Annotated in this window: 15 protein-coding genes; 4 read left to right on the forward strand and 11 right to left on the reverse strand. The window is 73.5% G+C overall.

Features of this window, described 5'->3' with window-relative positions; translation table 11 throughout:
- Positions 1-8 precede the first annotated feature (8 nt).
- Positions 9-212 carry an MbtH family protein gene (locus tag ACGFZS_RS18250; RefSeq protein WP_365678644.1) on the forward strand — a complete coding sequence of 68 codons (204 nt, stop codon included), beginning with the start codon at positions 9-11 and terminating at the stop codon, positions 210-212.
- A 54-nt stretch (positions 213-266) separates the two neighbouring features.
- Here the strand turns inward: ACGFZS_RS18250 and ACGFZS_RS18255 are convergent, their stop codons facing one another.
- The 3 genes from ACGFZS_RS18255 to ACGFZS_RS18265 form a co-directional block, all read right to left on the reverse strand.
- Positions 267-1349, reverse strand: coding sequence for an iron-siderophore ABC transporter substrate-binding protein (locus tag ACGFZS_RS18255; RefSeq protein WP_393795917.1), 1083 nt, complete (start codon positions 1347-1349; stop codon positions 267-269).
- Positions 1350-1410: 61 nt separating this feature from the next.
- The gene (locus ACGFZS_RS18260; RefSeq protein WP_393795918.1) at positions 1411-3246 is read right to left on the reverse strand and encodes an ABC transporter ATP-binding protein; all 1836 of its coding nucleotides are present in this window, start codon (positions 3244-3246) and stop codon (positions 1411-1413) included.
- Positions 3243-4967, reverse strand: a complete 1725-nt coding sequence (locus ACGFZS_RS18265) for an ABC transporter ATP-binding protein (RefSeq protein ID WP_393796028.1) — start codon at positions 4965-4967, stop codon at positions 3243-3245. Before ACGFZS_RS18265 ends, ACGFZS_RS18260 begins: the two co-directional genes overlap by 4 nt.
- A gap of 219 nt (positions 4968-5186) precedes the next feature.
- Between ACGFZS_RS18265 and ACGFZS_RS18270 the strand changes: the two genes are divergently transcribed.
- Positions 5187-6419, forward strand: a complete 1233-nt coding sequence (locus tag ACGFZS_RS18270) for a serine hydrolase domain-containing protein (RefSeq protein WP_393795919.1) — start codon at positions 5187-5189, stop codon at positions 6417-6419.
- Here ACGFZS_RS18270 and ACGFZS_RS18275 read toward each other — a convergent pair.
- From ACGFZS_RS18275 to ACGFZS_RS18305, 7 genes are all read right to left on the reverse strand, one after another.
- A complete protein-coding gene (locus ACGFZS_RS18275) occupies positions 6416-8788 on the reverse strand; it encodes a SpoIIE family protein phosphatase (protein WP_393795920.1) in 2373 nt (790 codons plus the stop codon). The two genes, ACGFZS_RS18270 and ACGFZS_RS18275, sit on opposite strands and share 4 nt — an antisense overlap.
- A 198-nt stretch (positions 8789-8986) precedes the next feature.
- Positions 8987-9691 (reverse strand): GNAT family N-acetyltransferase, encoded by a 705-nt coding sequence (locus tag ACGFZS_RS18280; protein ID WP_393795921.1) that lies wholly within the window; start codon positions 9689-9691, stop codon positions 8987-8989.
- A gap of 288 nt (positions 9692-9979) precedes the next feature.
- Positions 9980-10960 carry a LysR family transcriptional regulator gene (locus ACGFZS_RS18285; protein ID WP_393795922.1) on the reverse strand — a complete coding sequence of 327 codons (981 nt, stop codon included), beginning with the start codon at positions 10958-10960 and terminating at the stop codon, positions 9980-9982.
- A 171-nt stretch (positions 10961-11131) separates the two neighbouring features.
- Complete coding sequence (locus tag ACGFZS_RS18290; protein WP_393795923.1) at positions 11132-12964, reverse strand: phospholipase C; 1833 nt, start codon at positions 12962-12964, stop codon at positions 11132-11134.
- A gap of 221 nt (positions 12965-13185) precedes the next feature.
- Positions 13186-14418, reverse strand: a complete 1233-nt coding sequence (efeB, locus tag ACGFZS_RS18295; protein ID WP_393795924.1) for an iron uptake transporter deferrochelatase/peroxidase subunit — start codon at positions 14416-14418, stop codon at positions 13186-13188.
- Positions 14415-15611 (reverse strand): EfeM/EfeO family lipoprotein, encoded by a 1197-nt coding sequence (locus tag ACGFZS_RS18300; protein ID WP_393795925.1) that lies wholly within the window; start codon positions 15609-15611, stop codon positions 14415-14417. Before ACGFZS_RS18300 ends, efeB begins: the two co-directional genes overlap by 4 nt.
- Before the next feature lie 106 nt (positions 15612-15717).
- Positions 15718-16791 carry an amidohydrolase family protein gene (locus ACGFZS_RS18305; protein ID WP_393795926.1) on the reverse strand — a complete coding sequence of 358 codons (1074 nt, stop codon included), beginning with the start codon at positions 16789-16791 and terminating at the stop codon, positions 15718-15720.
- Between the two features lie 114 nt (positions 16792-16905).
- On the opposite strand from ACGFZS_RS18305, the gene ACGFZS_RS18310 reads away from it, so the two are divergent.
- Together ACGFZS_RS18310 and ACGFZS_RS18315 are read left to right on the forward strand one after the other, a co-directional pair.
- Positions 16906-18513, forward strand: a complete 1608-nt coding sequence (locus tag ACGFZS_RS18310) for a bifunctional 3-(3-hydroxy-phenyl)propionate/3-hydroxycinnamic acid hydroxylase (protein ID WP_393795927.1) — start codon at positions 16906-16908, stop codon at positions 18511-18513.
- Between the two features lie 14 nt (positions 18514-18527).
- Positions 18528-18788, forward strand: a complete 261-nt coding sequence (locus tag ACGFZS_RS18315) for a hypothetical protein (RefSeq protein WP_393795928.1) — start codon at positions 18528-18530, stop codon at positions 18786-18788.
- Here the strand turns inward: ACGFZS_RS18315 and ACGFZS_RS18320 are convergent.
- Positions 18761-19675 (reverse strand): LysR family transcriptional regulator, encoded by a 915-nt coding sequence (locus ACGFZS_RS18320; protein ID WP_393795929.1) that lies wholly within the window; start codon positions 19673-19675, stop codon positions 18761-18763. The two genes, ACGFZS_RS18315 and ACGFZS_RS18320, sit on opposite strands and share 28 nt — an antisense overlap.
- Positions 19676-19772: the final 97 nt, after the last annotated feature.

A 19772-nucleotide genomic window follows, 5' to 3' on the forward strand; every position in this document is an offset into this window, starting at 1 on the left:
CCGCTGACATGAGCAACCCGTTCGAGAACCCCGACGGCGTCTACTCCGTCCTCGTCAACGACGAGGGCCAGTACAGCCTGTGGCCCGACTTCGTGGACGTCCCGGCCGGCTGGACGGTCGTCCACGGCCCGGCGGGTCGGCAGGAGTGCCTGGACCACATCGAGACCCACTGGACGGACATGCGGCCCAAGAGCCTGGTCGACGGATCCTGACGGCATACGAAAGGGGGGTGGGTCCGGTCCCGGACCCACCCCCCTTTCGTATGGTCACGACGCCGGCTGTGCCACCTTCGTCGACGTCTTGCCGTCCACCGCCGCCGCCAGCTGCGGCACCAGGCGATCCAGGACGTAGGGGATGCTCAGCACGGTCGACAGGGACACCGCGTTGCCGTAGTCGCTGGTCTCCTTGATGAAGACCTCCCGGCCCTGCTTCACCACGTTCAGGTCGGCGTAGACCTTGTCGTCGTGCAGCTTGGTGACCGACGCGGTGGTGTCCGGCACGATCCACACGTCGACGTCCTGGTCGAGGAGGTCGAAGCGCTCCTTGCTGATGTTGGCGCCGAACTGGTCCCCGATCACCTTGTCCAGGTCCTTCGGCAGCGAGAAGCCGAGGTCGGACAGGAGGCGGGAGCGCGGGTCCTGGCTGCCGTAGACGAACGTGCCCTCGTACGGCGTCGCCATCACCGCGCTCGCGCCGGTGAACTCGGGATGCGCCTTCTCGGCCGCCGTGAACTTGGCCTCGACACCCGACACCAGCGTCTTGGCCTCGGCCGCCTTGCCCAGCGCCTGGCCGATCTCCTCGGTCTGCTGCTGCCACGGCACGCCGTAGTCGTTGTACTGCTTGGGCTGGGCCACCACCGGCGCGAACTTCGACAGGCTCTCGTACTGGGCCTTCGTCAGCCCCGAGTAGACGGCGAGGATCAGGTCCGGCTTGAGCGCGGCGATCTTCTCCACCTGCGGGCCGGTGCCGGTGTCCTTGAGCACGGTCGGCGCGGCCGCGCTGCCCAGCTTGTCCTCGGCCCACGGACCGATGGCGCCCTTGTAGCCGCCCAGCCACTCGGTGGTGCCGACCGGGACCTTGCCGAGGGCGAGGACGGCGTCCTGGTCGGTGAGGCCCACGGTGACGATCCGCTGGGGCTCGGACTTGATCGTCGTACTGCCGAACTTGTGGGCGATCGTCACCGGGAAGGCGCCGGCGGCCGCCGCCGAGCCCGAGCCGCCGGCCGAGGACGAGCCGGATCCCTTGTCGGAGTCGGAGTCGGAGGAGCCGCAGGCGACCGCCGTCGCCGTGAGCAGGAGTACGGAGACGAGCAGGCCGGTCAGCCTGGACACTCTGGTGGCGCGGGGCATCGGATGATCCTTCTGTTCGTGACGACGGGTCCGGCGGGGGGCGGCTTGGATCAGGGGTGGGTCAGCGGGGAACGTCGGCGGTGGCGGGTGCGTCGGGGGAGCGCTGGTGCGACCAGGCCCGCCACAGAGCGGCGTACGTGCCCCGGGCGGCGAGGAGTTCGTCGTGCGTGCCCTCCTCCACGACCCGGCCGCCGCTCAGCACGACCACCCGGTCCGCGGCGGCGGCCTGGCTCAGGCGGTGGGCCACGACCAGTGCCGTACGGCCGCGCAGCGCCCGCTCGGCGGCCTCGTCGAGCAGCCGGGCGCCCGAACTGCCCGCCTCCGCGGTCGCCTCGTCGAGCACGACGACCGGCGGGTCGGCCAACAGCAGCCGGGCCAGGGCGAGTTGCTGGGCGCGGTCGGCGGTGAGCTGGTGGCCGCCGTCGCCGACGACGGTGTCCAGCCCCTCCGGGAGGCCCTCGGCCCAGCCGAGGGCGCCCACCGTGGCCAGCGCCTCCCGCAGCTCCTCGGCGCTCGCCTCCGGGCGGGCCAGCCGCAGGTCCTCGGTGAGCGGACCGGCGAAGACATGCACCTCCTGGGTGACGAGCCCCACCAGCCGGCCGGACTCGTCCGGCGCGGTGCCGCCGACCTCGACCCGCCCCGCCGCCGGGCGGTGCAGTCCCGCCACCAGCTTGGCCAGGGTGGTCTTGCCGGCGCCGGTGGTGCCGACCAGCGCGACCCGCTCCTTGGGCCGCACCTCCAGATCGACACCGTGCAGGACCGGGCGGCCGGGCACGTACGCGTGGGAGACACCGGTCAGCGTCACGGACGCCTCGCCCGTCGCACCGTCCGCGGGCGCGGAGACCGCGGGCGCCGGTTCGTCGACGACTCCGACCAGCCGGGCCAGTCCCGCCGTCGCCGACTGGGCGTCGTCGAGCAGCACCAGCGCGGTGTTGACCGGACCGAAGAGGCTGTGGAAGTACAGGGCGGCGGCCGTCGCCGTGCCGACCGAGGCGGAACCGGACCGCACCAGCAGGAACCCGGTGACCAGCACGGCGGCCAGCCCCACGTACTCGGCGATGTGCAGCCTGCTGTAGAAGCGCAGCACCAGGCGCACCCCGCGCATCGTCAGCTCCACCGCCGCCCGCGAGCGCTCGGTGACCCGGCGGGTGTGGCCGTCCTGCAGCCGGTACGCCCGTACCGTCCGCGCCCCGCCGATGGTGTCCAGCAACTGCTGCTGCTGGTCCCCGGTGGCGATCCGCTCCTGTGCGTACAGGGGGACGGCGTTGCGGACGTACCAGCGCGCGGTGTGCGCCTGCACGGGCACGGCGATCAGCGCGGCCAGCAGGAACCGCCAGTCCAGCAGGGCGAGGGCGCCCAGGGTCAGCACGATCGACAGCCCGGAGCGGGCCAGTTCGGGCAGCGCGGTGCGGACCGCGTCGGCGACCCGGGACACGTCCCGGGTGACCCGGGCGTTGAGGTCGCCCGAGCCGGCCCGCTCCAGGCGTTCGAGGGGCAGCGACAGGGCGCGTGCCACGAACCGCTCGCGCAGCCGGGCGAGCGCGGTCTCGCCCAGCCGGGAGACCAGCGACATGCCCAGCGCGGTGGTGACGCCCTGCACCACGGCGACCCCGGCGAGCGCGAGCACCGGCCGGGTGAGCGCGTCGGGGGAGCGGTGCTCGGTGACCACGTCGACGATATGGCCGAGCAGCGGCTGGGTGAGCAGTCCGACGGCCGTGGCGAACATCAGCGTGCCGAAGCCCGCGGCGGCCAACGCCCGGTGCGGGCGCAGCAGTTCACGGACGGCGGCCCGGGTGCGGGCGGGCGTGGCGGTGGGCAGCAGGGCGCGCCCGGTGCTGTTCGGTACGGCGGCTGCGGCTGCGGCTGCGGCTGCGGTCGTGGGGGTGGGCTCGGTCATGTCAGCACCGCCGTACGGTAGTTCTCGTGGGTGCGGGCGAGTTCCGCGTGGGTGCCCTCGGCGCCGACCCGGCCGCCGTCCAGGAGCACCACGCGGTCGGTGACGGCGAGCAGCGCCGGGCTGTTGGTCACCACGACCGTGGTCAGGCCCTGCCTGATCTCCCTGAGCCCCTGCGCGATCCGGGCCTCGGTGACCGCGTCCACGGCCGTCGTCGGATCGTGCACGACCAGGACGGGCGGTTCGGCGCGCAGCGCCCGGGCCAGCAGGACGCGCTGCCGCTGGCCGCCGGAGAGCGACCGTCCGCCCTCGCCCACCCCGGTCGCCGCGCCCTGCGGCAGGGAACGAGCGACCTCGTCGGCGTCGGCGGCCGCCATGGCACGTACCGTCCGCGGGTCGTCCGGCTGCCCGTCCCCGGCCGGGTCGTCCCGCTGTCCGGCCCCGGTCGGTTCTTCCGGGTTCACGTTCGCGGCCAGGGAGCCCTCGAACAGCGCGGCGTCGTGCGCGGCGACCAGCACCGCGGCGCGCAGCCCCGCCGGGTCCAGCCGGGTCAGCGGCACCCCGTCCAGCTCGACCGAGCCCGACTCCGGGTCGGCCTCCCGGCCCAGGCAGCCCAACAGGGCCTCGGCACAGGCCGGATCGGTCACGGCGATCCCGGTCAGCCGCCCGGCGGGCAGGTCGAGGTCCACGCCGTCCAGTCCGCCGAGCCGGACCCCGCGCAGGCGCAGCCGCCCGCGCACCCCGTCCGGCACCGGTTCGTCCCCGCCCACGACGGCGGGTCCGGCGGCGAGCACCTCGGCGATCCGGGCGGCGGAGGCCCGGCCCTGCGCCAGTTCGGCGTTGACCCAGGCGAACGTCTCCAACGGCCCCAGCAGGAACAGCGCGAGACCCACCGCCGAGACCAACTGCCCCAGCGTGAGGGAGCCTTCGAGCGCCAGCCGTCCGCCCACCCAGGCGATCAGGGCGATGAACCCGCCGGTGAGCGCCAGCACCAGCCCGGTCTGCCAGGACTGGGCCCGCGCGGCGCGCAGGGTGGCCGCGAGGGACACCCTGCTGGTGCGCCGGTAGCGCTCGACGGCGGCCTGCTGCGCGCCGAGCCCCTTGAGCACCCGCAGTCCGGCCACCAGGTCGGCCGCGACGCCCGCGGCGGCGGCCGCCCGGTCCTGCTCGGCCTCGCTGCGCCGCTCCAGCGGTTTGCTCAGCAGATGCCCCAGCCACAGCAGCACGGGGGTGCCGAGCAGCACGATCAGACCGAGCGGCACGGACGTCAGCAGCAGCGCCACGGCGCTCACGGCGATCCCCGCGGCGGCCCATGTCCCGCTCATCAGCGCCATGTTGACCGCGCCGACCCGCTTGGCGTCCTCGGTGGCGACATTGGCCAGCTCGCCGGAGAGCCGGTCGTCCCCGGCGCCGCCCCGGGCGTCGACGACCCGGCGCATGATCGCCAGCCTGAGCGTGTGGGCGGCCTCCTCGGCCCCGCGTTCACCGGCCCGTGCGCCCAGCCGGAAACTCCAGGACAGGCAGACGTACACGACGGCCAGGACGGCCAGCCAGAGCACCAGACGTCCGGCGTCCTGACCGGCCACCGCCTGGTCGACGACGACGCCGATGAGTACGGGGACCATGGCTTCCCCGAGTTGGTGCACGCAGCCGAGCGCCGAACCGAGAGCGACGCGCCGCCCCTGCCCTCTGACCGAGCGTGCCAGGACATCCCGCCCCGACAGTTCCCCTGATCCCACCGGCCACCCTCCGAAGACGGTCAACTTAGGCAAGGCTACTCTAAGTAAATGCGGCGGCGTCAATCCCCGACCACCCTCGGAAGACTCCGCGGGGGGCTACGTACACCCCGCATTCGGAGGACAGCCCCATCCACCCGTGCGCCCGGATCCGGTTGGCTGGAGATCGTCACCGACCAGGAACCAGAGCACCGGGGGATACGAGACATGCCGATGCCGTCGACGAAGAAGGCCGCCGCGGTCGTCCTGACCGCGGCACTGCTCGCGCCGGCCTCACCCATGGCCGCCACCGCCGCCACCGCCCGTCATCCGACCGCGCGGCACCACTACGACGAGGACGCGCTCCGGCGGGACCTCGCCGCCGTCCGGGCGGCCGGGGGAGGCGACGTGAACGTGCTGGCCCGGGTCGACGGACCGCACGGCGCGCCCCTCCTGGCGCGCATCGGCACCCGGACGGCCGACTCCACCGACCCGATCCCCTGGAACGCGCACTTCCGCGTGGCCAGCACCACCAAGACGTTCACCGCGACCGTGGTCCTCCAACTCGCCGCCGAGAAGCGGCTGTCGCTCGACGACACGGTCGAGCACTGGCTCCCCGGAGTCGTCGCCGGAAACGGGAACGACGGCCGCCGCGTCACCGTCCGCGACCTGCTCCGCCAGACCAGCGGCCTGTACGACTACATCGACGACCCGGAGATCCAGGACCGGCTGATCAACCACTTCGAGGAGAACCGCTACGACTCCACACCCGCGGCCGACCTGGTCGCGGTGGCGATGAGGCACCGGCCGCTGTTCGTGCCGCGCCCGGGCGGCGCCACGAGGTGGGCGTACTCCAACACCAACTACCTGCTGGCCGGGATGATCGCCGAGAAGGCCGGCGGCACGAGCTGGCGGGAACTGGTCGAACGGCGGGTGATCGACAGGCTGGGCCTGCGGGACACGTCCGTCCCCGGGCTCGACCCCCGCCTGCCCGACCCGCACGTGAACGCCTACCTGACGGGTCCCGACGGCACCCGGATCGACGTCACCGAGCACAGCCTCCAACACACCGCGGACTCCGGCGTGGTGAGCACCACCGCCGACCTGAACACCTTCTTCCGCGCCCTGGCCGGCGGCAGGCTGCTCCCCGCCGGGCAGTGGCGGGAGATGCGGCGGACCGTCCGGCGGACCGACGACCCCGAGGACCTGGCCGAGATGCCCGAGGGCACCTACGGCCTCGGGCTGCGCAGGATCCCGCTCTCCTGCGGCGGTTCCTACTACCTGCACGAGGGCGACGGGGCGGGCGTCAACACCCGCCCCGCGGTGAGCGCGGACGGCAGGCGCGCGGTCACCGTCTCCGTCACCACCACGACCGCGCCCCCGGACCTGGCCGCCCTCAACCGCGCGACCGGCGCCCTCGTCGACCACGCCCTGTGCGACAGGCCCGCCACGAGCCGCTAGGGGACGGCGAGTTCGGCCCAGATGGTCTTTCCGGACGCCGTGTACCGGGTGCCCCAGCGCTGCGACATCTGGGCCACCAGGAAGAGGCCCCGGCCGCCCTCGTCGTCCCGGCGCGCCCGCCGCAGATGAGGTGCCGTGTGCGCGTTGTCGGAGACCTCGCACAGCAGACTGCGGTCCTTGATCAGCCGCAGCAGGACGGGCCCGGTGGCGTACCGGATGCTGTTGGTGACCAGCTCGCTCACCACGAGCGCGGCGGTGAAGGAGAGTTCGGACAGGCCCCAGTCCGCCAGCTGGCGTTCGGTGTCCGTGCGGGCCCGCGCCACCATCGCCGGGTCCGGCGGCAGTTCCAGGTCCGCCACCTGTCCGTCGGCGAGCCGCCGGGTGCGGACGAGCAGCAGCGTGGCGTCGTCCGCCTGCGGTCCGGGCGGCAGCGTCGACAGCGCCCGGTCGCAGAGCTCCTCCAGCGGGCACCGCTGCCAGGTGAGCACATGGGCGAGGCGGTCGATCCCGCTGTCGATGTCGGTGCGCCGGTCCTCCACGACACCGTCGGTGAAGAACGCCACCACGCTGCCGCTGGACAGACTCAGCTCGACGTTCTCGTAGGGCAGGCTGCCCAGCCCGAGCGGCGGTCCCGGCGCCAGCGAGGACAGCGCCACCGAGCCGTTCGCGTCGGCGACGATCGGCGGCGGATGCCCCGCGCTCGCCCATACACAGCGGCCGCTGACCGGGTCGTAGATCGCGTACAGACAGGTCACCCCGAGCGCCTCGTCGCCCAGCCCGTCGTCCGCGTGGGGCTCCGAGTCCTGGGCGACCAGGCCGTCGAGCCGGGTGAGCAGCTCGGCCGGGTCCAGGTCCAGCAGGGCGAGGGTCCGTACGGTGGCGCGCAGCCGGCCCATGGTCGCCGCGGCGTGCACCCCGTGGCCGACCACGTCACCGACGGTCAGCCCCACCCTGGCCCCGGACAACGGGATCAGGTCGAACCAGTCCCCGCCCACGCCCACCCGGCTGTCGGCCGGCAGGTAGCGGTAGGCGACCTCGACCGCGCTCTGCGCCGGCAGGTGCTGGGGCAGCAGGCTCCGCTGCAGCACCAGGGCCGCCGCGTGCTGGCTGGTGTAGCGGCGGGCGTTGTCGATGCCGACGGCGGCCCGCTCGGCCAGCTCCACCGCGAGGGTCTGCTCCTCGGGCCCGAACGGGTCGGGATTGCTGCTGCGCCGGAAGGTCGCCAGGCCCACCACCGCGTCCCGGGCGAGCAGCGGGACGAAGAGACTGCAGCGGTGTCCGGCCGACGCCCGCTCGCCCGGGGCGCCGGGCGGGGCGGCGTCGACCACGGGCCGGCTGGTGGCCAGGCTCATGGCCTGCGGTGACGCCGGCGGATAGGAGACGGGACTGGTCCGGAACTCCTCCGGGGTCCGCCCGTGCATCCGCAGCATGCTGTGCCCCGGCGCCGAGCCCGTCGGGACCTGCCGTCCCTCGATGACCGCGGGCGGCAGGTCCACCAGCACCTCGTCGGCCAGCTGCGGCACCGCCACGTCGGCCAGCTCCGCGGCGGTCCGGCGCACGTCCAGCGAGGCGCCGATCCGCTTGCCCGCCCGCACCAGCAGCGACAGCCGTTCCTGGGCGCGGTAGCGGTCCGTGATGTCCAGGGACTCCTCGAACAGCCCCAGCGACTCGCCCCGGGCGTCCACCAGCCGGTGGTACGAGCAGGACCAGACGTGCTCGCGCACCGGGTCGGCCGGGGCCCGTCCCCGGTAGTGCATGCCGAGGATCGGTTCCCCCGTCGTCAGCACGTGCTCCATGATCTGGTCCTCGTCCGGGGGGTGGTGCCGCGAGATGAACTCGCCCTCCGGAAAGAGGTCCGCGGCCGGCCGGCCCACGTACTGGGCGACCCCGCCGAGCTCCAGATCGGTCGAGGTGTTCCCCCAGACCACCCGCATGTCGGTGTCGAAGATCGTCAGCCCTACGGCGGACTCGGTCGCCATCCCCTGCAGCAGCGCCAGCTGCGCCTCCCAGCCGCGCAGCGCCGCCAGATCCGCCGCGACCACGACCGTCGCGGCCGTGCCCAGGTGCGCGAGGGGGCTGAACGTGACGGCCGCCCGCAGGGTGCGGCCGTCCCGGCAGCTGAGGTCCAGGACCGTGCTGCGGGCCCTGTCCGCCTTGCAGAGGGCGGACAGCCGCTGCCCCGGGTCCGCCGCCAGCAGCCCGGCGGCCGGGCGGCCGAGCACGTCCTCGGGCGGATGGCCGAGGAGGCGCTGGGCCGAGGAGCCCCACCCGGAGATGCGGCCTTCCGCGTCCAGAACCGCGGCGGCGGCCCTGGAGGGGTCAAGGGGACTGTGGAACTCGACATCGGCCGCATGCGGAAAACGATCCATGGGCACCGCTTCCCTCCGTGCCCCCTCAGCATCCCGTGCCGCACGACGGACGACAACCGCACGCACCACCGCACCGCGGTGCCCACGCCCGGACGCCCCGCGGCCGGACGCGGAGGCCACCGCCCGCCTGCCTCCGGGTCGGTCCGCCGGAGCAGCACCCCTGGAGGCTCCTGATCCCGGCACCGCGAGCCGGAGCCGTCACGGGGTGCGGAACCCGCGGAACGTCACCTGCCTGCGGGTCTCGAAGCCGAGCCGTTCATAGAGCGCGATCGCCCCGGTGTTCGCCTCGGCCACGTGCAGGAAGGGGCGTTCGCCGCGGGCCAGCACCCGGGCGGTGAGCGCGTTCACCAGGCGGACGGCGTGGCCGCGCCCGCGTGCCTCGGGGGCCGTGCAGACGGCGCTGATCTCGGTCCACCCCGGCGGCCGGAGCCGTTCCCCCGCCATGGCCACCAGCCTGCCGCCGTCACGGACGCCGAGGTAGGTGCCGAGCTCGTGGGTGCGCGGCCAGAACGGTCCCGGCCGGGTCCGCCCGACCAGGTCGAGCATCTCGGGCACGTCGGCCGCACCCAGCTCGACCGGTTCGGCCCCGGCCGGAGCGGGCCCGTTGTCGGGCGCGTCGCCGCCGGGCCGGATCAGCTGCCGGCCTTCGAGGACGAAGACCGGCTCCCAGTCCGGCGGCGGGGTCGCGGGACAGCTGAACAGGTCGGCGAACTCGCCCCGGCCGAGCAGCCGGGCGAGGTCGGCCCAGTCCGCCCGGTCCGGATCCGGGGCGAGCGCCGAGAAGGTCGCGACGTCCGGCAGATAGGTGGCGGCCCGGCCGAGCCGGCGTCCGAGCCCCGCGTGGTGACCGCGCAGCGACCCGCCGACCGGGTCGTCCAGTGCGACGGCATCGCCGCTCGTCATGGTCTCGCGCCTCTTCCGCCGTCCCTGGTGGGCCGGTCAGGCGTGATGCCACGCGGTGCCGGCGCCCGTGTCGCCGATCATCGTATCCACGGCGCGCCGCCGGTCCGGATCCGGCGGCTGCGGACCGCCCAGGGCCGGTCAGCCGCGTACCCCTCCCCATGACGCACAGGACCTGATGACGCACAGGACCTGACCGCCCGGCGCCCGGAGACGTTTTCGTGGCCCGGCTCGTCGTCGAAGGTCCGGGAGGTCTGCCGGTGCGTTTTCGTCGAGTGGCTGGTCGGGTGGCTAGGAGACCGTGGTCAGCCGGGGGAGCCCGGGCCCGGTGGGCTCGGCGGTCTCCGCGCCGGACGGTCCGTGGGCGCCGCCCAGCGAGCCGGCGACCCGGCGCACGGTCTCCCGCAGCCAGCGGTGCGCGGGGTCGGCGTGCCGGTTGTGGTGCCAGTGCATGGCCTCCACCAGCGGCACCTCGGGGAACGGCGTCGGTACGGCGACACAGCGCGCGAAACCGGCGTAGTGCCGGGCCAGCAGCTCCGGCACCAGCGCCACCAGGTCGGTGCCGCCCACCAGGAACGGCAGCGTGGTGAAGCCGGGCGCGCTCACCTGCACCCGCGGGGTGATGCCGAGGGTCTCCAGCTGGCGGTCGGCGTGCGTCAGCTGCTTGCCGAAGGCGGACGCGGCGTGCGGCATCTCGGCCAGGTCGCGCAGGGCGAGCCGGCCCTTGGCGAGCCGCGGGTTGTCGGGGTCGACGATGCACACGAACCGGTCGCGCATCACCGCCTCGCTGACCCCCGGCAGATGGAAGCCGAGCGGCACCACCATCAGATCGTGGCAGCGCAGATGCGACTCCGACTCCGGCCGGCCGTCGACGATCGGGTGCACGTCCAGCCGGATCCCGGGCGCCTCCTGGGCGAGGGTCCGCAGCAGCGGCTCCACGAGCACCGTCATGACGTAGTCGGACATCACGACCGAGAACTGCTGGTCGCTGTCCGCCGGGTCGAAGCGGCGGGTGAGCGACAGCGCCTCCTCGGCCTTGTGCAGCGAGGCCCGGACGACCGGGAGCAGCTGCTCGGCGAGCGAGGTGAGCTCGTAGTCACGGCCCACCCGCACCAGCAGCTCGTCGTTGAAGTGCCGGCGCAGCCGGGCTAGCGAGCCGCTCATCGCGGACTGGCTGATGGACAGACGGCTGCCGGCGTGCGTGACGTTCTTCTCCTCCAGGAGCGCCTCCAGCGCCACCAGAAGATTGAGATCGATCGCTCCCAGACCCATCGCACATCCCCTTCCGGCCGCGCCGTCGCAGCAGTGGTGGACAGGAGGGTAACCAGGGGATTCGGCTCGGGAAAGGCCCGGGCGCAGGGCCGCCGCCGCGGTCCCGTACGCACCTCGGCACGGTCCGGGGAGGAGGACCGTGCCGAGGTGATCAGGGCCGTACGGGAGAGGTCAGGCCGTGGCGCGCTGCTTGCGGCGCAGCGTCAGGAAGGTGCCGGTGGCGCCGGCGGCCACCAGGGCGCCCGCGCCGAGGCCGACCGGAAGCGTCGGGAACCCGCCCGAGCCGGTCGTGGCGGCCGTGTTCTCCATCGCCGGACCCGGGGTGATGTGGGTGCTCACCGCGGCCACGTGGTGGATCGGCTTGACCGACTTGACGGAGCCGTTCGTGTTCAGCAGCACCTGCTTGTTGTTGGGGTGCTTGAAGTCGAACATGCCCGTCAGCGAGCCCGCGGTGGCGTCGAAGGAGTGGTCGCCGACCCGGCCGGTGCGCCAGTTGTCCTCGATGAAGCGGGTGATCGAGGACTGGTCGGTCTGGGTGTGGTCGACCTTGTTCACCTTGCTGTAGGGCGAGATGACCAGCAGCGGCTGCCGGGTGCCGGGGCCGCAGCGGTCGGCGTAGCCGCCGGACGCGGCCGGGCCGGCCTGGCAGGCGGCGCTGTCCAGGGCCTTGCCGTTGGAGCCGACCGTGGTGTCCTTGGAGCCGTTGCGGGGCTTGGCGTACGCGTGGTCGTACCAGCCGTCGGAGTCGTCGTAGGCGACGACGATCGCGGTGGACTTCCACTGCGGCGAGCTCTGGATCGCGTTGATCTCGTTGACCAGGAAGTGCTGCTCGTCGGTCGGGTCGGAGTAGCCGGCGTGGCCGTCCTGGTACTCACCGGCCTTGAGGAAGCTGACGGCCGGCAGCTTGCCCGCCTTGGCGGCCGCCGTGAAGTCGGTCAGGTCGTAGTTGTGGTTCGCCTGGCCGTTGTGACCGATCTCGTTCACGTTCTTCGGCGCCACGTGGTGCGGGTTGGACGTCGACTTGTAGTACGAGAACGGGTTGTGGTGCGGGCTGTAGTCGACCACGGAGGCGCCGCCCACGTTGGTGTGCGTGGTGTCGCACTTGGCGTACGAGCCGGAGGCGCCGGTGTAGGCCGTGGACGGACGGAAGCCGCCCTGGAACCAACCCCAGCTCACGTGCTTGCTGTTGAGCAGGTCACCGATGTTCTTGCCCTGCAGCGACGCCAGCGCGCTGGTGCTGGTGTGGTCCTTGTCGGAGCAGTCGTCGTAGGCCGGGTCGGGGTCGTTGACGACCGTGCCGACGCCCTTCGCGTTCGGGGAGGCGATGGCGTACGAGTCCGGCGTCGACGTCTGCTTGCCGGTGACCGAGTCCACCGAGATCGCGCCGTGCGTCTGACCCGAGATCAGGTTGAGCGCGCCGGGCGTGGAGGGGCCGTAGACCGAGCTGTAGGACCGGTCGTTGAGGGCGTACTGCTGGGCGTAGTTCCACAGACCGGTGACGGTGTTGCCGTCGTAGTAGTCCATGACCAGGCCGGGCTCGCCGAACAGGCCGCCGGAGCACTTGTCGACCTCGGTGTTCTGCACGAACTGGTCGGCCTTGCCACCGTCGTAGGCCAGCTGCTCGGGGCCGTAGGAGTGGTTCTGGTCGCAGGTCATGGCCTGCGCCGGGGTGAGCCGCTTCGGCAGGTACTGGTTCGGGTTCTTCGTCAGCAGCCCGGCGTGCGCGAGGGTGTCGACGTCCTTCGGGGTGTTCTTCGACGCCGTGAACTTGGTGCCGTCGGTGTTCGCGGCCTTCGGGTAGGTCGCGAAGTAGTGGTCGAAGGAGATGTTCTCGTCGAACAGCACGACCACGTGCTTGATCGGGGTCGCGGTCGACGAGCCGCCGCCGTGTCCGGCGGGGACGGCGGCCCAGCTGGGCGCGGTGCCGCCGAGGACCGTGAGTGCGGCGGCTCCGGCGAGAGCGCCGAGGCTCCTGATCGCCGTTCGTCTTCCTGTGCTGGCCATGCTGGTTCCCCTCCGGGCATGAACGTCACTGCGCCGTACAGGCAGGGATGCTTCGCCCGCTTCCGGGCGGTCCGGCGGAGCCATGATGGCGGGTGAATGAACACCGGGTCAGGGATGCTGGGGCAAACCTTGACTGTGTATTGACCGATTGGGCTAGGGAGTTGTTCGAACAAGCTCGGGTCCAGCGGGTGGCCAAAACCCGGTCAAGAGCGCGCGGCGGCTCAGGTCAGCAGCGCGCGCCCGTACCAGTCGTCGCCGTCCCGCACGCCGGGCAGCGCGAAGAAGTAGCCGCCGCCGAACGGGGAGATGTAGTCGACGAGCGGTTCCCCGGCCAGCCGCTTCTGCACCGTCTCGAACTGCCGGGCCAGGTCCTGCTGGTAGCAGCTGAAGAGCAGGCCCATGTCGAGGTTGCCGTTGCTGTCCATGCCCCGGTCGTAGTTGTACGCGCGGCGCAGCAGCCGCTGCTCCGCGGTGGCCGTGGTGCGCGGGTTGGCGAGCCGGATGTGCGCGTCCAGCGGGATGACGTCACCCTTCGGGTCGTCGGCGTAGTCGGGCGTGTCGTGCTCGGCGTCGCCGTCCAGGGGCGCTCCGGACTCGCGGGACCGGCCGAACATCCGTTCCTGCTCGCTGAGCGAGACCCGGTCCCAGAACTCCACCAGCATCCGGATGAGCCGCACCACCTGGTAGCTGCCGCCGACCGCCCAGTCCGGCTCGCCGGAGTCCTGGCCGACCCACACCAGCCGGTCCATCTCGCGGGCGCTCGCGGCCTCCGGGTTGGCGGTGCCGTCCTTGAAGCCCAGCAGGTTGCGCGGGGTGCCGGACGGCCGGGGCGGACTGGTGAAGCCGTCCATCCGCCAACGGACCTGCATACCGCCCCGGGTGTGCCGGGCGATGTCGCGCAGCGCGTGCAGCACGGTGTCGGTGTCGTCCGCGTGCAGCTGCAAACTGAGGTCGCCGTGGCACCACTCGGGCCTGAGGTCGTCGTCCGGGAACGCCGGCATCTCCGTCAGCCGGCGCGGTCTCAGTCTCCCGAGCCCGTACCGGTCGTCGAAGAGGGAGGCGCCGACTCCGACGGTCACCGCGAGCGCCCCGGACGGCAGTCGCTCGCCGAGGACGCCCGAGTCGGCGGGCGGCCCGGTGACGCCGACCGGCTCCGGGGTGCCGCCCGAGGTCAGGAAGCGGGCGCGCTCGGTGAGGGTGCGCAGCAGCTCGGTCAGCCCGGCCCGGTCTCCGGCGGTGACGTCGAACGACGTGAACACCGTGGTCCGTCGGGGCGCGGCGATCGCGGACCGCTGGCGGGTGCCGTGGAAGGGGGCGATCGTGCCGGCGGCGGTGGGGTCCGTGCCGGGGGCGGCCGCGCCGCCGGCGGCCAGCCCGGCCCCCGCGAGCGCCGCGCCGCGCAGGAATCCGCGGCGGCCCACTCCGCCCTTGCCGCCCGTCTGGTTCGCGCTCACACCGTCCTCCGCGGATCGCACAGGGTGGCCACCGACGCCAGCCGTTCCACCAGGTCGTCGAGGACCGCGTCGACGTCCTCCCGCTGCCGGTGACCGAGTTTGCCCAGCGGTGTCCAGGCGCCGCCGTGGCCGAAGCCGTCGAGCACCGTGCCCGCCTGCTTCAACTCGCCCTCCAGACCGGCGAGATCCGCGTACCGGGTGGCCAGCAGCGGGTGCAGCCGGGACAGGACCTGCTCGGTGCCGTCCAGGTTGGCGCGGGCGGTGGCGAGATTGCTGCCGCTGCCGTAGTCGGTACGGCCGGTCAGCTCGAACTGCACCGTGTTCTCCAGGATCTCGTGCGCCCGCAGCCCCAGCTGGGCCGGGTCCATGCGGGTCTGCGCCCAGTCGTCGCGCAACGCGGTGACCGCCGTCAGCAGGCCGGCCGCCGGTCCGCGCAGGCTCGCGGCGGACTCGCCGTGCCACAGCCCGTACTCGACGCGGTGGAACCCGGTGAAGTCCTTGTCGTGGACCCCGCCGGGCAGCCCCGCGTCCGTGCCGTTGATCGCCCCGTCCGCGTCGCCGAAGGCGTCGTACGCCGCGCCCATCCGCTCGTACTCCAGATGGGCGGGCAGCCAGGCGGTGCGGGCGGCCGCGAGGTCACCGCGGTCGATCGCGTCCCTGAGCGCCGTGGTCAGCCGTACGACGTCGGACAGGCCGCCGCCGATCCACTTCTGGTAGGCGAGCGCGGGCGGGATCAGGTCGTGCTCGGTGACCGGGGCCGCGGCCGGGCCGCCGCGGCCCTTCGCGATGCGGACCGTGGGCCCGGTGACGGCGTCGGCGTCGTCGGGCACGCACTTGAACGCGTACGCGCCCTTGCCCAGACGGACGGTCAGCTCCCGGGTGGTGCCCGGGCCGATGTCCTCGACCTCGCCGTACACGGCCTGGCTCCCCGGGTCCTCCAGGAGGACCTCGGCCGGGCCGTCGGTCGGGTTGTGCAGGTCGAAGACCTGGATTCCGGACACCGGCGCGCTCCACCCCCGGCCGCAGCGGCTGGCGGACACCTCCACCGTGGTGTGCGGCAGGGCGGCCGGGTCGGCGTGTGCGGGGTGCGAGTCGTGCGTGAGCGCCAGGACTCCGGCCACCAGGCAGACGACGGCGACACCGACGACCGCCCAGGGACGCAACGACCTCCCGCTGAGGCCGGACAACACCATCCCGAACTCCCGGGGTTCGTACCGTTCGTGATCGCCTCATGTTAGGCAGCCCTTTCTTCTCGAACGGCCGTCCAAAGGAACCCATGACCAAGAGTTCCCTGCCGGTTCACCCGGCCTCCCGGGGACCCCCTCGGTCGGTTCCGGGCTGCACCAGCCGGAAGACGGCGCGGGCACCGGCGCGCCGAGCGGCCTGCCGCAGCCGCGCCGGGAGCGGATGCCGGGCGGGTGCCGGGGCGGGCGCGTCGGCGAGGCGGGGGAAGAGGGCCTCGGCGTTGCCGCGGTCGACGGCGGCGAGGGTGGCGGGGCCGACCCCGCTGTCGAGGCCGTTGGCGAAGTACTGGCCCGCCGCGGTGGGGGCGAACGGCCAGTCGCTGCCGAACAGCACATGTCCGGGGCGGGCGAAGGCGAGGAGCGTGGGCAGGGCGGCGGGGCTGGAGGAGAGCGCGGTGTCGAAGTAGAAGCCGCGCAGGTCCTCCAGGAGGTCGAGGGGGCTGCGCCCGGTGTCGGCGGCGAGGGCGACGGCGAGGCGGTGGGAGGCGTACGGCACGAAACCGCCGGCATGGCTGAGGACGAACCGGATGCGCGGGTACCGGCCCACGACCCCGTTGCGGACCAGCAGATACGCGGCGCGGGTGGTGTCGAGCAGGAAGTCGGCGGCGAACGGCGGGATGCCGTCGACGGCGGGCCCGGGCAGCTTGGCCGGATGGACGAACACGACGGCACCGTGCTCGTCCAGCACCCGCCACAGGGCGTCCTGTCCGGCGGCGCCGAGGTAGTCCCCGCCGGTGTTGGCGAGGAGGGTGACGCCGTCGGCACCGAGTCCGGCGAGGGCCCGCTCGGCCTCCCGCGCCGAGGCGGCCGCGTCGGGCAGCGGCAGGGTGGCGAACCAGCCGAAGCGGCCGGGGTGCCCGGCGCCGAGGGCGGCGGAGAAGTCGTTGAGCCGCCGCGCCAGGCCGGCCGCCTCGCCGGGGTCGGCGAGGAAACCGGTGCCGGGAGTCGAGATCGACAGGATCGCCGTCTCGGTGCCCAGCAGGTCCATCAGCTCCAGGGCCGCCTCCGGACTCCAGTCGGGCAGCGCACGGCCGCCCGCCTCGGTGATCCCCTGCCGGGCGAGCGCCTCCCGGTAGAGCGGCGGGACCAGGTGCTGATGGACGTCGATCCGGCGCGGGGTGCTGGTCATGGGGGCTGCCCTTCCCGTCGTAGCGGCACTTGACCGCCCTCTGACGGCCTGCTTACCGTAACGACTGTTCCAATTGGAATGAACGCTACATCAATCCATCGTGACAGGAGCGACATGAGGTACCCGGACAGGGAGAACGGGGAGCGCGAGGGCGGCGCCTACGACGTGGCGGTGATCGGGTACGGGCCCACGGGGGTGACCGCCGCGAACCTGCTGGGCCGGGCGGGCCTGAGGGTCGTCGTGCTGGAGCGGGACGCCGAGGTCCACTCCCGGGCCCGGGCCATCTCCACCGACGAGGAGGTCATCCGGATCTGGCAGCGCGTCGGCCTCGCCGACCGGCTCAAGCGGGACATGCTCGCCGAGCGGCCGCTGGACTTCGTCGACGCACGGGGGCGTACGTTCCTCAGCGCCTGCCCCAGTCCGCGCGGTCACGGGCATCCGCCGCAGATGTTCCTCTACCAGCCGGCCCTGGAGCGGGTGCTGCGCGCGGGCGTCGACCGGTACCCGAACGTGGAGGTGCTGCTGCGGCACGACTGCCTGCGGCTGCGTCAGGACGCGGAGGGCGTCGAGCTGACGGTCGTGGGCGCCGACGACTCGGTACGACGGCTGCGCGCGCAGTACGTGATCGCGGCCGACGGCGGCTCCAGCCTCACCCGGGCGCAGCTGAACGTCGGCTACGAGGGGCGGACGTACGAGGACCGCTGGGTCGTCGTCGACACGAAGATGCTCAAGCCGTGGCCGGACCACGACCGGCTGCGCTTCCGCTGCGACCCGGCACGGCCGGCGGTCGACTGCCCGACCCCGCTGGGGCACCACCGCTGGGAGTTCCCCGTCCTGCCGGGTGACGACGAGAAGCACCTGACCACCGACGACGCCATCCACGCGATGGTGTCCCAGTACGGGATCGGCCGGGACCACATCGAGATCCTGCGCGCCACCGTCTACAGCCACCACGTCCGCTGCGCCGCCCGGTTCCGGGTGGGCAGGGTCTTCCTCGCCGGCGACGCCGCGCACGCGATGCCGCCGTGGATCGGGCAGGGCATGGCGGCCGGCGTGCGGGACGCGGCCAACCTGTGCTGGAAGCTCGCCGCCGTACTGCGCGGCGAACTGCCCGAGACGCTCCTCGACTCCTACGAGACCGAACGCAAGCCGCACGTCAAGGAGATCACCAGGCGGGCGGTGTTCGTCGGCCGGATCATCACCGAACGACGGCTCCCCGTGGCCCGTGCCCGGGACACCGCGCTGCGCGCGCTGCTCCGGGCTTCCGGCCTCAACTCCCGGCTGGTGGACTCCCACTGGATACCGGTCGCCTCCTACGCCGAGGGCTTCCAGGCCCGCCCCCGCACCAAGGCCGTCGGCAAGCAGCTCCCGCAGCCCTGGGTCACCGGCCCTTCCGGAACCCGGGTCCGCCTGGACGACGTACTCGCCGGCCGCTGGCTCCTCCTGCACACGGGCCCGCTCGCCCCGCAGCCCGCCTGGGAGCGGCTCGGTGTCCCCACCCTGACCGTCCTGCCGGCGGCCTCACGGCCCGCCGAGGGCGCCGTCGTCGACGAGGACGGCGTACTGCTCGCCTGGCTGGCCGCCCACCGCACCACCACCCTCGCCCTCCGCCCGGACGCCTACGTCTACGCGGCCGCCCCCACCGGCACCCCACTGCCCCCGCCACCGGAGAGCTTCAGCCCCACGCGAACCGCCTCCTCCGCACCCGAGAGACCCGCCTGACCCGCATGACGCGCATGTCCCGCCCGACACCGCTGACCGGGCGTGCGCTGACCGGGCTTGTGCTGACCGGGCTTGTGCTGACCGGCGCCTCGCCGACCAGCCCCTCGCTGACCGGGCCCGCGCTGACCGGGCCCGCGCTGACCGGGCCCGCGCTGACCGGGCCCGCGCTGACCGGGCGTGCGCTGACCGGCGCCTCGCTGACCGGCCCCCCGCCGACCGGTGCCCGGCGACCGCGCCCGACGCCCCGTCACAGCGCCGCCGGGGCCTCCCCGTAGCGCTCGCGCAGTGCTGCCAGGGCCTCGCGGAGTCCGGGCACCGACCGGTCCGGGTCCGGTCGCCAGGCGATGCCGACGCGCAGGGACAGGCCGGGTTCGTCGAGGGGGACGAGGCGGAAGGCGGCGGAGTCGAAGACGCGGGAGGTGGGGAGGTCGTCGCCGAGGACGGTGAGGGCCAGGGCGCCGGTGCGCAGTACATGGGCGGCGATCTGGACGACGTCGTTGTGGGGGAGGGACACCAGGCGGGTGACGCCGGCCGCCAGCAGCGCGGACCGGTGCTCGCCCATCACCGACGGGTGCACCTTGGCCGAGGTCATCAGCACCTGGCGGTGGCGCAGGTCCCGCAGCGTCAGGGTCGCGCGGTCCGCGAACTCGTCGTCGGCCGGCATGGCCACGCCGAGCCTGCCGCGGGCGACCACCAGGCTCTCCAAGTCGGCCCGGCCGAGCGGGAGATGGACCACCGCGAGGTCGACGCGGTCGGCGGCGAGCCGGTCCAGCAGCTCGGCCGAGGAGGCGAGGGTGACGGGCAGGTCGACCCCGGGCGCCGTCTCGCGGTAGACGGCGAGGACCGTGTCCAGCACCTTCGGCGGGGTCAGGGGAGCCGCCCCGACCCGGCAGCGCGGGGCGTCCGGACGGTCGCGGGCGAGTTCGCGCAGGGCGTCGAAGTCCCGCACCACGTCCGTGGCCCGGCCCCGGAAGACCACTCCGAAGGACGTCAGCTCCACATGGTGGTGCTCGCGTACGAACAGATCGCGGCCCAGCTCGTGCTCCAGCTCCCGGATCCGGCGGCTCAGCGGCGAGGCGGTCACATGCAGACGCTCCGCCGCCCGGCCGAAGTGCAGTTCGTCGGCGACGGCCAGGAAGTAGCGCAACTGCTGGATGTCCACCGGGCCAGTAGATCACCGTCCTCGCGCCGCCTCCAGAAGCCGGTGACGTTGCCGCCGCGGACACGTGCACATCAGCGAAACGGACATGTACAGGCGC

The organism is Streptomyces sp. NPDC048288 (assembly GCF_043201555.1).
Lineage (GTDB): Bacteria > Actinomycetota > Actinomycetes > Streptomycetales > Streptomycetaceae > Streptomyces.